General features: G+C 64.3%; 14 protein-coding genes and 1 pseudogene. 7 read left to right on the forward strand and 8 right to left on the reverse strand.

Annotated features, from left to right (window positions below):
• Positions 1-296 precede the first annotated feature (296 nt).
• Positions 297-824 carry an Lrp/AsnC family transcriptional regulator gene (locus B0G69_RS26695; RefSeq protein ID WP_121322547.1) on the reverse strand — a complete coding sequence of 176 codons (528 nt, stop codon included), beginning with the start codon at positions 822-824 and terminating at the stop codon, positions 297-299.
• Positions 825-987: 163 nt separating this feature from the next.
• On the opposite strand from B0G69_RS26695, the gene B0G69_RS26700 reads away from it, so the two are divergent.
• A complete protein-coding gene (locus B0G69_RS26700; protein WP_121322549.1) occupies positions 988-2,004 on the forward strand; it encodes a 1-aminocyclopropane-1-carboxylate deaminase in 1,017 nt (338 codons plus the stop codon).
• 77 nt (positions 2,005-2,081) lie between these two features.
• On the opposite strand, the gene B0G69_RS26705 is transcribed toward B0G69_RS26700, so the two are convergent.
• Positions 2,082-2,972 (reverse strand): LysR family transcriptional regulator, encoded by an 891-nt coding sequence (locus tag B0G69_RS26705; protein ID WP_121322551.1) that lies wholly within the window; start codon positions 2,970-2,972, stop codon positions 2,082-2,084.
• Positions 2,973-3,104: 132 nt separating this feature from the next.
• Here B0G69_RS26705 and B0G69_RS26710 point away from each other — a divergent pair, with 132 nt between their 5' ends.
• Positions 3,105-3,830: a pirin family protein gene (locus B0G69_RS26710; protein ID WP_121322553.1), complete on the forward strand. Its 726-nt coding sequence runs from the start codon at positions 3,105-3,107 to the stop codon at positions 3,828-3,830.
• An 84-nt stretch (positions 3,831-3,914) separates the two neighbouring features.
• Positions 3,915-4,328, forward strand: a complete 414-nt coding sequence (locus B0G69_RS26715) for a DoxX family protein (RefSeq protein WP_121322555.1) — start codon at positions 3,915-3,917, stop codon at positions 4,326-4,328.
• A 167-nt stretch (positions 4,329-4,495) separates the two neighbouring features.
• Here the strand turns inward: B0G69_RS26715 and ahpF are convergent, their stop codons facing one another.
• From ahpF to prpR, 3 genes are all read right to left on the reverse strand, one after another.
• Complete coding sequence (ahpF, locus tag B0G69_RS26720; RefSeq protein WP_121322557.1) at positions 4,496-6,088, reverse strand: alkyl hydroperoxide reductase subunit F; 1,593 nt, start codon at positions 6,086-6,088, stop codon at positions 4,496-4,498.
• A gap of 172 nt (positions 6,089-6,260) precedes the next feature.
• Entirely contained in the window at positions 6,261-6,824 is a 564-nt protein-coding gene (ahpC, locus tag B0G69_RS26725; RefSeq protein WP_121322559.1) for an alkyl hydroperoxide reductase subunit C, read from the reverse strand.
• 131 nt (positions 6,825-6,955) lie between these two features.
• Positions 6,956-9,025, reverse strand: coding sequence for a propionate catabolism operon regulatory protein PrpR (gene prpR / locus B0G69_RS26730; RefSeq protein WP_121323904.1), 2,070 nt, complete (start codon positions 9,023-9,025; stop codon positions 6,956-6,958).
• A gap of 220 nt (positions 9,026-9,245) precedes the next feature.
• Here prpR and B0G69_RS26735 point away from each other — a divergent pair, with 220 nt between their 5' ends.
• The 4 genes from B0G69_RS26735 (at position 9,246) to B0G69_RS26750 (ending at position 13,451) form a co-directional block, all read left to right on the forward strand.
• Positions 9,246-10,127, forward strand: coding sequence for an oxaloacetate decarboxylase (locus tag B0G69_RS26735; protein ID WP_121322561.1), 882 nt, complete (start codon positions 9,246-9,248; stop codon positions 10,125-10,127).
• Positions 10,128-10,576: 449 nt separating this feature from the next.
• On the forward strand, positions 10,577-12,016 hold the full coding sequence (locus B0G69_RS26740; protein ID WP_121322563.1) for an MFS transporter: 1,440 nt from the start codon (positions 10,577-10,579) through the stop codon (positions 12,014-12,016).
• Positions 12,017-12,085: 69 nt separating this feature from the next.
• Positions 12,086-12,523, forward strand: a complete 438-nt coding sequence (locus B0G69_RS26745) for a GNAT family N-acetyltransferase (protein WP_121322565.1) — start codon at positions 12,086-12,088, stop codon at positions 12,521-12,523.
• Positions 12,524-12,782: 259 nt separating this feature from the next.
• On the forward strand, positions 12,783-13,451 hold the full coding sequence (locus B0G69_RS26750; RefSeq protein ID WP_121322567.1) for a cation diffusion facilitator family transporter: 669 nt from the start codon (positions 12,783-12,785) through the stop codon (positions 13,449-13,451).
• Positions 13,452-13,484: 33 nt separating this feature from the next.
• Here the strand turns inward: B0G69_RS26750 and B0G69_RS26755 are convergent, their stop codons facing one another.
• The 3 genes and pseudogenes from B0G69_RS26755 to B0G69_RS26765 all read right to left on the reverse strand — a co-directional run.
• Positions 13,485-14,369, reverse strand: coding sequence for a 2OG-Fe(II) oxygenase (locus B0G69_RS26755; RefSeq protein WP_121322569.1), 885 nt, complete (start codon positions 14,367-14,369; stop codon positions 13,485-13,487).
• A 98-nt stretch (positions 14,370-14,467) separates the two neighbouring features.
• The gene (locus tag B0G69_RS26760) at positions 14,468-14,947 is read right to left on the reverse strand and encodes a nuclear transport factor 2 family protein (RefSeq protein ID WP_121322571.1); all 480 of its coding nucleotides are present in this window, start codon (positions 14,945-14,947) and stop codon (positions 14,468-14,470) included.
• Positions 14,948-15,096: 149 nt separating this feature from the next.
• Positions 15,097-15,580: pseudogene (locus B0G69_RS26765) on the reverse strand (MFS transporter); the annotation flags it as partial.
• Positions 15,581-15,584: the final 4 nt, after the last annotated feature.

A 15,584-nucleotide genomic window follows, 5' to 3' on the forward strand; every position in this document is an offset into this window, starting at 1 on the left:
CCGCGCAGTTACTTTACGGCATGTAATTTTTTCAGAGATCGACACACACTACCGGCCAGGCTTCACTGCCCCTGCGGCCAAAAGGCCGGCCACGCGGGCTGTGTATGAACCGGTTCATGAGAAAGATATGCCGACCGACGCAGACGTGCAAAATATGCGCCACATCGGTAGGGAGCGGGCTCGATTCGGCTGAAAGCCGGGTCGGCGGTGAGGTGGGCGGCCGCCCCAACGGAAAACGTTCCCGCAGCGGCCGCCGCCTCGGTTGAAAGCCGGAGGCGTGGACGCAACGGCTCGCGTCACAGCGGAAAGCGCGTCGTCGAGAGGATTTCCTTGAGCACCATGAAAGAGCGGATTTGCCTCACGCCCGGCAGATAAAGCAATTGCTCCGCGTGCAGGCGATTGAAGCTGTCGCTGTCGCGCGTGCGGACCGTCATGAAATAGTCGAACTCGCCGGTTACGACGTGGCACTCCATGCAGCCGGGCACCTTCTGCGCGGCTTTCTCGAACTCGGCAAACGACTCCGGCGTGGAACGGTCCAGCACCACGCCGATGATCACCAGCATCCCCGCACCGGCGGCCTTCGGGTCGATCAACGCGACCACTCCGCGAATCAGCCCCGACTCCTTCAGCCGTTCGACGCGCCGCAAGCAGGCCGGCGCACTCAGCTTGACCTTCGCGGCCAGCGCGACGTTGGAAATGGATGCGTCGGTCTGCAACTGCCGCAGGATCGCCCGATCGATCCGGTCGAGCGCCTGAAGCGGGTCGGTGTTCACGGCGGAGGCAGGGGCCGGCTTCTTTGTCGTGCGAATTTTTGTTGCGCTCATGGTTTTCAGGACGAATTTTTATTAATCAGTTTCTGGCTCGACATTTTCAAAAGTATGTCGAAGTGAATTTTTTCGCAAGCTCATTTCATCCGCTTTTCCCTACCATTGATTCAACGCGACGGCTTACCGATCGCGTCGACAACCCAATGACCACGGAGCTGCCATGAACCTGCAACGATTCCCCCGCTACCCGCTCACCTTTGGACCGACGCCGATCCAGCCGCTCAAGCGCCTGAGCGAACACCTCGGCGGCAAGGTGCATCTGTATGCGAAGCGCGAGGACTGCAACAGTGGATTCGCGTTCGGCGGCAACAAGACGCGCAAGCTCGAGTACCTGATTCCCGAAGCGCTGGCGCAAGGTTGCGACACGCTGGTGTCGATCGGCGGGATCCAGTCGAACCAGACCCGCCAGGTGGCCGCGGTCGCCGCGCATCTGGGCATGAAGTGCGTACTCGTGCAGGAGAACTGGGTCAACTACTCGGATGCTGTCTATGACCGCGTCGGCAACATCCAGATGTCGCGCATTCTGGGCGCCGACGTCCGACTGGTGAGCGACGGCTTCGACATCGGCTTTCGCAAAAGCTGGGAGGACGCGCTGGAAAGCGTACGCGCCGCCGGCGGGAAGCCGTATGCGATTCCGGCCGGCTGCTCCGATCATCCGCTGGGCGGCCTCGGGTTCGTCGGCTTCGCGGAAGAAGTGCGGCAGCAGGAAGCCGAACTGGGCTTCAGGTTCGACTACATCGTCGTGTGCTCGGTGACGGGCAGCACGCAGGCCGGCATGGTGGTGGGTTTTGCCGCCGACGGGCGCGCCGAGCGCGTGATCGGCATCGATGCGTCGGCGAAACCCGCTCAGACCCGCGAACAGATCATGCGGATCGCGAAACAGACAGCGGAACAGGTCGACCTCGGCCGGGACATCATCGCGAAAGACGTGGTGCTCGACGAGCGCTTCGGCGGTCCGGAGTACGGACTGCCGAACGAAGGCACGCTGGAGGCGATTCGCTTGTGCGCACGGCTCGAAGGCGTGCTGACCGACCCGGTGTATGAGGGCAAGTCGATGCACGGCATGATCGACATGGTGCGCAATGGAGAATTTCCGGAAGGCTCGCGCGTGTTGTACGCGCATTTGGGCGGTGTGCCTGCGTTGAATGGGTACAGCTTTATTTTCCGCAATGGGTGAGCGAGTTGGAGCGCGGGGCGGTAGGCGGTCCCGCCCACCGTCTCGGTGCACACGGGGGCACGCAAGCCCTCGCCCCGTCACGCCGCCAGCGTCTTCTGCAAATGCTTGCGCAGGAAGTCCACAAAAGCCCGAATCGTGACTGAGCTTTGCCGATGTTGCGGATACACCGCATACACGCTGGTCGCGCCAGGCAGAAACGCCTCGAGGACCGGCACAAGCTGACCGCTCCTGAGCGCATCGGCGACGATAAAATCAGGAAGCCGAACGATCCCCAGACCGGCCACGGCCGCGTCGCGAATCAGATCGCCATTGTTGGCCCGCAATGGGCCACGCACTTCGACGCCCTTCACCACGCCGTCGACTACGAAGTCCCAGCTAACCACGCCGCCATGACCGTATAACAGGCATGAATGACGTTGCAGATCGGCCGGCACGGCGGGCGCGCCGCGCCGGCGCACGTACCCCGGACTGCAACACGCGACCAGCCTGACGTCGACGAGCTTTTGCGCGACCAGCGTGGAATCGGCCAGCGTGCCAATGCGGATCGCCATGTCGAAGCCCTCGCCCACCACGTCGACGGTGCGGTCGCTCAGTTCCATGTCGAAGCGCACCTCGCCGTGCTCGCGCAGGAACATCGCCACCAGCGGCGACAGATGCACCATGCCGAACGACATCGGCGCGCTGACGCGCAGCAGCCCGCGCGGCCCGGCGCGGCGCAGCGACATTGCCTGCTCGGCGTCTTCAACCTCGCCGAGGATGCGTCTCGCGCGCTCGTAAAACTCCTGACCTAGTTCGGTCACGGCCAGCTTGCGCGTATTGCGGATCAGCAAGGGCACGCCGAGCGCCTCTTCCAGCGCCATTACCCGGCGGCTCACGAACTGCTTCGACAGCGACAGCCGGCGGGCAGCGGCGGTGAAGTTACGCGCGTCGACCGTGGCGACGAAGATCCGCATGTCGTCGAGTTGCATTCTATCGTCCACTCCATGGTGACAGTGTTTCTGATTCTGCGTCGATTATAACCATCTGGATTGACCTACACTCTCATTCATGGATCGCGGACAAATAACTGGTCCGGATCGCACAACCCAAAGGAGAAAAAAATGCTCGACATCAGACAAGCCAATCAACGTGGCCGTGCTGAACATGGCTGGCTCAGCTCGCGTCATACGTTTTCCTTTGCGCACTATCACGACCCGAAGCAGAACGGCTTCTCCGACCTGCTCGTGATCAACGATGACCGCGTCGCCCCGGCGCAAGGTTTCGGCAAGCATCCGCACCGCGACATGGAGATCTTTTCGTACGTGCTGGAAGGAGCACTCGAGCATAAGGACACGATGGGCACCGGCTCGGTGATCGTCCCTGGCGACGTCCAGTTGATGAGCGCGGGAACCGGCGTGGCGCACAGCGAATACAACCATTCGAAGAGCGAGCCGGTGCACTTCCTGCAGATCTGGATCGCCCCCGCCGAAAAGGGCACGACGCCGCGTTATCAGCAACGGCATTTCAGTGCGGACGAAAAGCGCGGCGTGTTGCGCCTCGTGATGTCGCCCGACGGCACCGATGGTTCGCTGGCGCTGCAGCAGGATGCGCGGGTGTACGCCGGACTGTTCGACGGCGCGGAAACGGCGCGGCTCGAACTGGCCAGCGATCGTTATGCGTACATTCACGTGGCGCGCGGCGGTGTCACGGTGAACGGAGTCGAACTCGGCGAAGGCGATGGCGCGCGAGTGCGCGGCGAAGAAGCGCTGACCTTCGCGCAAGGTCATGACGCGGAAGTGCTGGTGTTCGATCTGCGTAACATTGAAACCTCGGCGTTGTGGGCCTGAAGCATCGGCTGCTTCGCCGTTTAAACGTGGTTCGCCGCACGCGACAGGCGGCGAACCATACCGCTCTACCCTACCGGAAAAATCATGCGCTATACCCTTTTTGAAAACCAGAAAGACGCGATCATTCTCGTCGCCCGCATCGTGTTGATGGTGCTGTTCGTGATGTTCGGCTGGTCGAAGCTCACGGGCTTCTCCGGCACCGTCGCCTATATGACGTCGAGCGGCGCGCCCGTGCCCGAGTTGTCCGCGATCATCGCGGTGATAATGGAGCTTGGCGTTGGCATCGCCCTGCTAGTCGGATTTTTCACGCGGCCGCTCGCTCTGCTGCTCGCGGTTTATACCCTGGGCACCGCGATCATCGGCCACCACTACTGGAACATGACCGGCGCGGTGCAGTACGACAACATGATCCACTTCTATAAGAACATCAGCATCATCGGCGGGCTGCTTTTATTGTGCGTGACCGGCGCCGGCAAGTATTCGGTCGACCGGCGATAGCAACGCGACACCTTCCTGTACGCCACAAAAAAAGCCGCCCGACGAAACGTCGGGCGGCTTTTCTTTGCAACTCTTTCGAAGCAAGCTGCGTGTTCGCGCGAGCCACGCCGCTTGCACAAACAAAACGGCGGCCCGCAGGCCGCCGCTCACTACTCACACTGACTGCATCAAACCGCTGCTTCGGCTTCCGCCTCGCTGACCGCTTCGACTTCTTCGCTGTTGCGGATCAGGTGATCGAATGCGGACAGCGATGCCTTCGCGCCCTCGCCTACCGCGATCACGATCTGCTTGAACGGCACCGTGGTCACGTCGCCCGCGGCGAACACGCCCGGCACCGACGTCGCACCGCGTGCATCGACAACAATCTCGCCGTGCTTCGACAACTCGACCGTGCCCTTGAGCCACTCTGTGTTCGGCACGAGGCCGATCTGCACGAACACGCCTTCCAGTTCGACCGTCTTCACTTCGCCCGATTTCAGGTCCTTGTAGACGAGACCGTTGACCTTCTTGCCGTCGCCGGTGATTTCGGTCGTCTGTGCCTGCGTGACGACGGTCACGTTGGCGAGGCTGCGCAGCTTGCGTTGCAGCACTTCATCGGCACGCAGCGTCGCGCCGAATTCGAACAGCGTCACTTCGCGCACGATGCCCGCGAGGTCGATTGCCGCTTCGACGCCCGAATTGCCGCCGCCGATCACCGCAACGCGCTTGCCCTTGAACAGCGGGCCATCGCAGTGCGGGCAGTACGCCACGCCGTGATTGCGATACTCGCGCTCGCCCGGCACGTTGATTTCGCGCCAGCGCGCACCGGTCGCCAGAATGATGGTCCTGGCCTTCAGCACCGCGCCATTGGCCAGACGCACTTCGTTGATGCGTCCCGGAATCAGCGCTTCGGCGCGCTGCACGTCCATGATGTCCACTTCATACGCTTTCACGTGCTGTTCGAGCGCCATCGCGAACTTCGGTCCTTCGGTTTCCGTCACCGAGACGAAGTTTTCGATCGCGAGCGTGTCGAGCACCTGGCCGCCGAAGCGCTCCGCCACGACACCCGTCGCAATGCCCTTGCGCGCCGAGTAAATCGCCGCCGCCGCGCCCGCCGGGCCGCCGCCGACGATCAGCGTGTCGAACACCGGCTTCTTTTCCAGTTCCTTCGCGGCGCGGGCGCCGGCGTTGGTGTCGAGCTTCGCGAGGATTTCCTTCACGCCGCTACGGCCCTGGCCGAACACTTCACCGTTCATGAACATCGTCGGTACCGCCATGATCTGGCGCGCTTCGACTTCGTTCTGGAACAACGCGCCGTCGATCGCCACGTGGCGAATGCGCGGGTTGATCAGCGCCATCACGTTCAGCGCCTGGACGACTTCCGGGCAGTTCTGGCATGACAGCGAGAAATACGTTTCGAATTGATAGTCGCCGTCGAGGTTGCGGATCTGTTCGATCACCGCGTCGTCGAGTTTGACGGGATGGCCGCCGACCTGCAGCAGTGCAAGGACGAGCGACGTGAATTCATGCCCCATCGGAATACCGGCGAAACGGATACCCGTTTCCTTGCCCGGTTCGCCGATCGAAAACGACGGCTTGCGTTCGCTGTCGCCGCGGCGCTCGACCACGCTCACGCGCTCCGACAACGTCGCGATATCGTTCAGCAATGCCAGCAGCTCTTGCGATTTTGCGCTGTCGTCCAGAGAGGCGACGATCTCGATAGGCCTGCTAACCTTTTCGAGGTACGTTTTCAACTGAGTCTTGAGATTGGCATCAAGCATGGCGATTCGATTCCGTGACGAGGGGTGTTGGTGTCCCGGCGCCGCACGCCGTCCGGATAGGACCGGTGCGGACCGGGGACGCGCGAGCCGCTTTATGAAACGGCCCGCACGGTACTGCTGAACTGCTGCCTGGGCGCCGCGAGGCGCCGACTGCGAAAGTCTCGCGACCTGCTTAGATCTTGCCGATCAGGTCGAGCGACGGGGTCAGCGTGTCTGCGCCCGGCGTCCACTTGGCGGGGCAAACTTCACCCGGGTGAGCCGCGATGTATTGCGCAGCCTGCACCTTGCGCAGCAGTTCGCCTGCGTCACGGCCGATACCGTTGTCGTGGATTTCGCACAGCTTGATCTCGCCTTCCGGGTTGACCACGAACGTACCACGCAGTGCCAGACCTTCTTCTTCGATCAGCACGTCGAAGTTGCGCGAGATAGCCAGGGTCGGGTCAGCGAGCATCGGGTACTTGATCTTCTGGATCGTGTCCGACGTGTCGTGCCATGCCTTGTGCGTGAAGTGCGTATCGGTCGACACGCTGTAGATTTCGACGCCGAGCTTCTGGAATTCGGCGTAGCGATCGGCCAGGTCACCCAGTTCGGTCGGGCAAACAAACGTGAAGTCGGCCGGATAGAAAACGAAAACCGACCACTTGCCCTTCAGGCTTTCTTCAGTGACGGTCTTGAAATCGCCATTGTGATAAGCCTGAGCCTTGAACGGTTTGACTTGACTGTTGATGATCGGCATTTGCTGAGTCCTCTTTCTGGGTGGTTGGAAAGTGGAGTCAGTATGTCAGACGACGCTTAATAGGTAAAGCGGATTGTTTTAATGATGTTGATAGTCTGTCGCTATTTATTTTTCTACCACCGACTATCGGGCTAATTTTTCAGTAGTCGCCAGAGGGTAGTGCGGCCGATTCCGAGCGCCCGGCTTGCCGCGGCGCGATTGCCGCCGGACCGTTCGAGGGCGTTCAAAGCGTCCTCGCGAGTGGGCGTGACGCGGGGCGAATGGTTTCCGACAGTGACATTGGGCGCAGCCAGAGGCGCATCGACCGTCGGCACCTGCTTCATCCTACCAAACTCGGGGAACACCGCCTGCCAATCCTGCGACGCGCCCGCGCTTGCATCGCCGGAATAGATTGCCGCACGCGCCAGCAGGTTCTCCAGCTCCCGCACATTGCCCGGCCATGCGTAGTGCTCGAAAAGCGGGGCGAGAAACGCCAGCACCCGCTCCTGCGCCGCCTCCGGCAAACCATACTGGAGCGCGCTGCGCCTCAACAAGTGCCGCGCCAGTGGCGCGATGTCGGCGCGCCGTTCGCGCAGCGGCGGCAATTCTATCTGAAGCAGGTTCAGCCGAAAATACAAATCCGCCCGAAACAGGCCCTGCTCGACCAACGCGTGCAGGTCACGGTGGGTCGCGGCAATGACCCGCACGTCTACCGGCGTGGCGCGGCCTGAGCCGAGCTTCATCACCTCGCGCTCCTGCAGCACGCGCAGCAGCCTGCTCTGCAGCGCGGCCGGCATTTCGCCGATCTCGTCGAGGAAAATCGTGCCGGTATGGGCGATTTCGAACAGCCCCGGCTTGCCGCCGCGGCGCGCGCCGGTGAACGCGCCCTCTTCGTGGCCGAACAGTTCGCTCTCTATCAGCCCTTCGGGCAGCGCTGCGCAATTGAACGCGACGAACGGATTGCCGCGCCGCCGGCTGGCATTGTGGATACCCTGGGCGACCAGTTCCTTGCCGGTGCCGCTTGCGCCGGTGAGCAGTACAGTCGCGTCGTGCGCCGCGCCGGCGCGGGCGAGCCGGCGCACCCGCTCGAGCGCCGGCGAGCCGCCGATCAGATCGTCCAGCTGATGCCGCGCGACCAGATGGCTCGGCCGCTGGCTGGTGCGCAGCGATCGATCGATCCGCTGTGCGACCAGCGCGTCCTGCACCGTCACCACGGAGCCGGAGCGCACGCCGTGCTCGACGATCGGCACACAGTTGACGATCAGCGCGCGGCCGCCGATCTGCTCGATACGTTCTTCGATCGGCCGGTCGTGTGCGAGCGTTTCGCGCAGCAGCGGCCCGACGGCGCGGGCTATCTGCGCGGGAAGGTCGTGGACATGGGCGCCGGGAAGGATGTCTTCGCCGCGGAGGCCTCTTGCGCTAGTCGGGGCGCCTCCCCGCGAAACTTGCTTCAAGGCGTCCCCCAAGGAGACGTCCTTCGTCGCACCAAGGCCGAGCAATTCGAGCATCGCCGGGTTGACGGCTTCGAGCTGGCCCGCTTCGTCGAAGGCGGCCACGCCGTCGCGCAGATGCGCGACGATCGTGTTCAGCCGCACGCGCTTCGACTCCTTCTGACGGCTCACGCGAGCCAGCTCGACGGAGCGCTCGAACGCCTCTTCGACCGCGCCGAGCGAGTACAGGAAAACGCTCTCCATCCCGGCCCGCTGCGCCAGATCGCAAGCCATGCCGGGGCCGATGATCACGCTGCAACCTTCAGCGGCGAGCGTGTCGACGGCGAACCGCACTTCATCGACCGAGCGGTACGCTCGCTGTTTCAGGCCGACGTTCAGCCATGGGCTCAGGTCGGCGAGTTCGTGCGAGATCGTTTCATGCAGCACGAGCCCGATCCGCGCGCCAGGCCACGTGGCGGCGGCGCGGGTGATCGCGCTGAGCACGTCGAAACCGTTCACCTTGACCATCACGACCGGCACGCTCAGGTGTTCGCGCAGATACGCGCCGTTCGATCCGGCGGCCAGCACGACGTCGACCGAGCCGGCTTCCACGTACGCCTGCAACGCGGTGACCGCCTCGCCGTAGCCTTCACGAACCGGGAAGAATCGCGCGCGTTCGACGTAGCGCGGCACGACTGCCTCGCAAAGCGACTGCAGCCGGCTGATACTGACGAGTGCGACGCCCGGGCGGGCGGGATTGGCATTCACGAGGGATGAGGTGAAAGTGGACACGGCGGCGCTCCTGCTCGGCATTGGAATACTGGCCTCATGAAACGTTCCATGAAACGTTTCAGGAAACCGCCACCGTATTCTGCCACGAACAACCGAAACCACCGCCCCGTCCAACTCATTGATTACTCAGGACAACCCGTACGCCACCGCCCATGGCACGCTTCCTGCAAAATAGCGCCGACATCCATCCCACCACCGCATTGCTCCCGGAGACACTCACATGACCACTTCCGCCACCCGCCGCGCCGCCTTCCGCGCCAAAGTCAACCAGCGTCAGGGCCTGCTCGTGCCCGGCGCCTTCAACGCGATGAGCGCCCGCGTGATCGAGGACGCCGGCTTCGAAGCGCTCTACATCACAGGCGCGGGCGTCACCAATATGTCGCTCGGGCTGCCCGATCTGGGCTTCATCGGCCTTGCCGAAGTCGCCGAACACACGGCGCGGATCCGCGACGCGGTCGCGCTGCCGCTGATCGTCGACGCTGACACGGGCTTCGGCAACGCGCTGAACGTACGCCAGACCGTGCGCGTGCTGGAGCGCAGCGGCGCCGACGTGATCCAGTTCGAAGACCAGGTGATGCCAAAGAAATGCGGCCACTTTTCGGGCAAGGAAGTGGTCGCGACGAGCGAGATGGTCGGCAAGATCCGCGCGGCCGTCGATGCTCGCGAAGACGGCAATCTGCAGATCATGGCGCGCACCGACTCGGCGGCGGTCCATGGCATCGAGGATGCGATCGAGCGCGGCCATCGCTTCATCGAAGCCGGCGCCGACATCCTCTTTATCGAAGCGACCGAATCGCTCGCCGACATCGAACGTCTGCCGGGGCTGTTCGACAAGCCACAACTGATCAACATCGTGATCGGCGGCAAGACGCCGGTGCAATCGCGCGAGGCGCTCGCGACACTCGGCTATGGCATCGTGCTGTATGCGAACGCGGCGCTGCAGGGGGCGGTGCTCGGCATGCAGCGCGCGCTCGGCAGCCTGAAGAGCAACGGCCGTCTCGACGAGGACGCGACGCTCGTCGCGCCGTTCGGCGAGCGCCAGCGGCTCGTCAACAAGCCGCTGTACGACAAGCTCGATCGCGAGTACGCCGCGAAAGGCTGAACGGCGAGCGCCCGGGCGCCGCGCCGGCGGCAGCGCCCAGCGCCGCTCTGATTGGCAGACTGGTGGCGCCCGCGCCGGTCTTGCGTGACACCGGCGCATGCGCCCAACGCCCGCTGATCGGCAGACCGGCAGACCGCAACACCACGCGCCGCACGCGCCGGCCGCTGCGCTCCGCAACGGTATGGCGCCATTTATTGCGTTAGGATTCAGGGCTGGCGACGCGCGCGCGATCCATCATGGCTTCACACGCGCGCCGCCGACCCTCGCTATCCGGCCGCTCGTCCGCCTCTTGCAGACGGCCGGCCCCCGACGCCCGGACATCCGCCGCCGTCGGAAACACGCAATCGAAAGGTAGTCGCAACAACCATGAAGGCCATACCCTCGCGCGCCATGCGCCAGCCCGCCCGCGGCATCGACGCCCGCCCACGCCTTGCCGCGAGGGCCGCGCAATGAGCGGCGCCAGCACTCGCAATGCGCACGTCGGCTGGCTGCCGTACCTCGTCGCGGCCACCTTCTTCATGGAGTATCTCGACACCACGGTGATCGCCACCGCGCTGCCGCAGATGGCGCACTCGTTCGGCGTCGGTCCGAACAGCCTCAGTCTCGGCATGACGGCGTACATGCTCGCGCTGGCGATCTTCATCCCGGCGAGCGGCTGGGTCGCCGATCGCTGCGGCGCGCGCACGGTGTTCTTCAGCGCGATCGCCGTGTTCACGGGGGCCTCGGTGTTGTGCGGGCTGTCGCAGAACGTCGTCGAGTTCACCGCGGCGCGCGTGTTGCAAGGCATGGGCGGCGCGATGATGGTGCCGGTGGGCCGCCTCATCGTGGTCCGCAGCACCGAGAAGAGCCGCATGATGCAGGCCATCTCCACCATCACGTGGCCGGCGATCGCCGCGCCGGTGGTCGGGCCGCCGGTGGGCGGCTTCATCACGACCTACGCGTCGTGGCGCTGGATCTTCCTGCTGAATGTGCCGTTCGGTCTGGCGGCGATGGCCATCGCGCTCGCGCTGGTGCCCAACCTGCGCGGCGCCGAACGCAAACCGCTCGACGTGGTCGGCCTGCTGCTGAGCGGCCTCACGCTGACGGCGGTTCTGTACGGCGCGGAGCTGGCGAGCCAGCCCGGCACCAATCCGTGGCTCGCCGGGGCGGTGGTGCTCGGCGGCTTGCTGATGGGCGTGGTCGCGTTCCAGCATGCGAAGCGCCACCCCTACCCGCTGATCGACGTATCGACGCTGAAAATCCCGACCTTCTCCGTGACGGTGGTGACGGGCTCGTTCACGCGCATCGGCATCGGCGCGGTGCCGTATTTGATGCCGCTGCTGTTCCAGGTGGGCTTCGGCTTGTCCGCGTTCAGATCCGGGCTTCTGCTGCTCGCGAGCGCGCTCGGCAACCTCGGCATGAAGGCGCTCACCACGCGGATCTTGCGGCGTTACGGTTTCCGCATGGTGTCGATCATCGACGTCACCGTGGCCGGCGTGTTCATCATCGCGTGCGGACTGTTGACGCCGGACGTGCCGCTCGCGCTGGTGCTGTTCGTCGTGTTCGTGTACGGCGTCGCGCGCTCGATGCAATTCTCGACGCTCGCCACACTGGCCTACGCCGACGTCGCGCAGCCGCAGATGAGCGCGGCGAGCACGCTATGGAGCGCGGCGGCGCAGATGACGATTGGTCTGGGCATCGCGTTCGGCGCGGTCTCGCTGCGGGTGGCGGCGCACTTGAGCGGCGAGACGAGCGGCCACGTCTTCACGCTCGACGACTTCCGTCTCGCGTTTCTGTTTGCGGGTGTGCTGACGCTGGTGTCCGTGCCCGGTTATATGGGTTTGGCACGCAACGCCGGGCAGAGCATCGGCGGCGGCTCGCGCGGCAGCGAGGGGCCGGCGAAAGGCTGACGGCTTGGCTAATGGCGGGTTCGGGCCACTTTGTTTGACCTCTCGCGCAATCCCACAAGGAGACATGCGGTGCAAGCAGACGAACTGACGATATCCAGCAACAAGGCCGAGCTCGACATCGAAATGGTCTATGCGTTCCTCTCGCAGGAAACAGCGTGGGCCCAGGGGATGCCGCGCGAGACGTTCAAGCGGGCCGTCGCGGGCTCGCTATGTTTCGGCGGCTATATCGACGGCAAGCAGGTCGCGTTCGCGCGCCTGATCACCGACGAAGCGACGTTCGCGTACCTGTGTGATGTGTTCGTCTTGCCCGCGTATCGCGGTAACGGCTATGCGTCCGCGTTGATGGCACACGTGTTCGCGAGTCCGTCGCTGAAGGGTCTGCGAAGAATCGTGCTGGTGACGTCCGACGCGCATCATGTCTACGAGCCCCACGGCTTCACGCCACTGGCGAATCCGGAGCGCTATATGGAGTTGCATCACCCGGATGTCTACAAGACGAGCGCTTGAGACAAGCCGAGCGGGTCTGTAGACGGCTTGAGCGGGCGCAGGCAAGCACGCCTCGCCGCCCCATCGCATTGCCGATGCGCAACGCAACGCCATCACACGCTCGCCTCGCCTCGCGTATTCATCCCGGGATTACGCACACTGTCATGTGCGTGCCACGCCCGACGGTTACTTTGCTGCGACGAACAGAAACCGTCACAGCCCATGCACCCCATCGAGCGCAACAGCCACGATCGCGATTCCATCCTGAACGGCGGTCGCCTTGTTTAAGGCCGCCTCCGCGAGCGCGCTGCTCAATGCGTTCCTCTCGACGATGCAGATCACCCTCGGCATCACCGCGCATTCGGACGGTCTCTTCGCCGACGGCATCCACACACTGAGTGACCTTGCCGCCGACGCCGTCGTGCTGCTGGTGCTGTATCTCAGCGCGAAACACCTCGGCGCCCGGGCGCGCCACGCAGGTCACGCACACGCTCACAACGCCGACAGCAACACCGAGCAGGCGCTGGCCTCCCTTTTCATCGCCGTCATCCTGATCTTCACCGCGGCGCAAATGCTCTGGGACAGCGTCGCGCAGACCTCGACACTGAGCGGCAACGATGCAATGAATGTCGGCGCGCTCGCCGTCAGCGGCTTCGTGATGGTCGCCAAGGAAACGCTGTTCCGCTACCTGCGCGCGCAAAGCCGGCGCACCGGCTCGGCGCTTCTGCAGGCGAGCGCATGGCATGCTCGCGTCGACGCGGTGTCGGCGCTCGTCGCGACGCTGGGTCTAGCAGGCAGCCTGGCCGGTCTGCCGATGCTGGATCACATCGCCGGCGCGGTGATCGGCCTGATGATCCTGCGCATGGGCTACGCATCCGGCCGCGACGCGTTCAGGCAACTGTTCGCCGGCTCGAGCGGCAATGCGCCCGCCCGTCAGGCGGCCGACTGAATCGATCGACCGAATTGGCCTGCTGATGCGGCGTCAGCAGTAAGCCCGCTCGCGCATCCATTTCGTCATGATCCATTTGTCGCCATCGAGCACTGGCGCGCCGGCGTGCAGCGTCAGCGGATCGAGTTGCCGCTGGGCGTTCATATAGCGGAAATACACCGCACCACCTTGCCTTGCCGCGACCGCCAGGCCCGCTTCGGGAAACGTCGTCTCGCCGCCGTCCGGGACGTCATTCAGATAGACCACCAGCGTCGCCACGCGTTGGCCGCCCTGTGCGGTATGCACCGCGCTGCCCGCGTGATCGGGCGGGAAGTAGTCGAAATGTGCGCGGTATTCGCCGGTCGTGCCGTAGTGCAGGATCTGCAGACCCTCGCCGTTTTCGACCGGCCAGTTCATCAGGCTCGCGATGCGCCGGTCGAGCTTTTCGATGAACGGATCTTCGGCCCGCTGATACCAGATGCCTTCGCTGGTGCGGTTGCGAATCACGTCTTCCTTGCCGGTGTCGGGATTGACCGTGGTGGAGCGCTTCAGCCGATGACGCGAGCGCTCGATCATCTCGCCGCACTCATCGGGCGAGAGTACGTCGGCGAACACGATCACCTGCGGCCGTTCACAGCGCATCAGCACGCGAACGTCGCGATCGTACGCGCGGATCACATTGCCGCGCGCGACCGGCGACGCGTCGTACAGGTACGTGTGCGGTTCGGTTTTGGCGAGCGGGGCCTCGGTTGCGGCTGCGGATAGGGAGACGGAAGTGAAATCCGTCTGCTTCCGCCCGAACGCGTGATGCACGGCGACGTGCGCCGCTTCGCTGGCGAACCCGGCCTGCACCATCGCGTCGATCATCGCATCCGGAGCGCAACCGCGCGCCACATTGCTGCTCAGCCACTCTTCCCATGCGGCATCCACTACTGGCATAGCATTCCCTCTCACTGTTCTTCGGCCTGACGAAATACGGACTCAACCGGCCAAATCATAGCAAGGGTGCCGTGCGGCGCATTGCACCCGAGCGGGCTTCAGGAGCGGCTATGGTGGTTCCGATAGGCGGTGAGGCCACGGCGCGCTTGTGCCCTGAGCATGCGCCGCACGAGCGGCGACCAGCCGAGCAGCGTGCCCCGCACGCCCATTGCCTGACGCATCCATAGCCACAGATCGAAACTGTCGCGGTGTTCGGTGATGAGCCCGTCGCGGAACACGAAGCGCGCGTCGATCCGGTTGACCACCGGGCGGCCCGTCTGAGTGAACAGATAGCCGGCCTCCCAATGCGCGCCGCCTTTATGATCGTCCGCCTCGATGCTGCCGAACGTCAGCGAGAATTCCTGCGCGCCCACCACCAACATGCGCCACATGTCGCGGACTTCGTCGCCATACAGCTCGCCGAAGGCGGGATCGCTGAAGACGACGTCATCGGCATAGCAGGCGATCATCGTTTCGGCGTCGCGTCGCTGAAACGCGGTGTAGAAACGTTCGATCAGTTCGGTGTTCGGATGGCTCATTGTTTTACGTGTCGTGCGTTCGAAAAAGCGCCCGCGAGGATGCCTCGGCGAGCGTGCCGCACACGATAGCGGAAAACAGCGCGAATGGGGCGACGGTATTTCCCTAGCCGTTCGACGCCACTTCGCTGGCCGCACCGTTTGCGCCCGCTCGCCAGCAGCCAGACGCCCGTGGCGACCGCCGCGGCAAGCAGACCCGCCACGCACAGCGCGGCCGCGAAACCGTCGGCGAAGCTCGCGTGCGCGGCTGAAATCAGCGCGGCCCGCAGGCTGGGCGGCAGATCCGCGGTGGCCTGTGCGGTGTCGCCGGCCAGCACACGCGACATGAAAGCCGCGTGCGTGCGCGCCGCAAGCACCGCGCCGAGCACGCCGACCGAGGCGACAATCGCCGTAAAACGCGTGGTCGTGCTGATGCCCGACGCCATGCCGGTGCGCTCCTGCGGCACGCACGCCATGATGGCCTTCTGCGTGTCGCCGTTCAGCATGCCGGCGCCGAGCCCTGTGACGATCATCCCTAGCGCGACCCATGCATAACGTTCGCTGCTCGCCACCGATGCCGTCAGCAGGTTGCCGAGCGCGATCGGCAGCAAGCCCGCCGAGGGCGGCGCCGATGTACGGCCCTACCGCCATCGCCAGCGTC

It is taken from the genome of Paraburkholderia sp. RAU2J (assembly GCF_003634845.1).
Lineage (GTDB): Bacteria > Pseudomonadota > Gammaproteobacteria > Burkholderiales > Burkholderiaceae > Paraburkholderia > Paraburkholderia fynbosensis.

Excerpts from the sequence above, each read along its gene's own strand:
- B0G69_RS26740 (WP_121322563.1), top strand. The coding sequence starts at position 10,577 with ATGAGCGGCGCCAGCACTCGCAATGCGCACGTCGGCTGGCTGCCGTAC.
- B0G69_RS26715 (WP_121322555.1), top strand. The coding sequence starts at position 3,915 with ATGCGCTATACCCTTTTTGAAAACCAGAAAGACGCGATCATTCTCGTC.
- B0G69_RS26755 (WP_121322569.1), bottom strand. The coding sequence starts at position 14,369 with ATGCCAGTAGTGGATGCCGCATGGGAAGAGTGGCTGAGCAGCAATGTG.
- B0G69_RS26695 (WP_121322547.1), bottom strand. The coding sequence starts at position 824 with ATGAGCGCAACAAAAATTCGCACGACAAAGAAGCCGGCCCCTGCCTCC.
- B0G69_RS26705 (WP_121322551.1), bottom strand. The coding sequence starts at position 2,972 with ATGCAACTCGACGACATGCGGATCTTCGTCGCCACGGTCGACGCGCGT.
- B0G69_RS26760 (WP_121322571.1), bottom strand. The coding sequence starts at position 14,947 with ATGAGCCATCCGAACACCGAACTGATCGAACGTTTCTACACCGCGTTT.
- B0G69_RS26710 (WP_121322553.1), top strand. The coding sequence starts at position 3,105 with ATGCTCGACATCAGACAAGCCAATCAACGTGGCCGTGCTGAACATGGC.
- ahpF (WP_121322557.1), bottom strand. The coding sequence starts at position 6,088 with ATGCTTGATGCCAATCTCAAGACTCAGTTGAAAACGTACCTCGAAAAG.
- B0G69_RS26735 (WP_121322561.1), top strand. The coding sequence starts at position 9,246 with ATGACCACTTCCGCCACCCGCCGCGCCGCCTTCCGCGCCAAAGTCAAC.
- B0G69_RS26700 (WP_121322549.1), top strand. The coding sequence starts at position 988 with ATGAACCTGCAACGATTCCCCCGCTACCCGCTCACCTTTGGACCGACG.
- ahpC (WP_121322559.1), bottom strand. The coding sequence starts at position 6,824 with ATGCCGATCATCAACAGTCAAGTCAAACCGTTCAAGGCTCAGGCTTAT.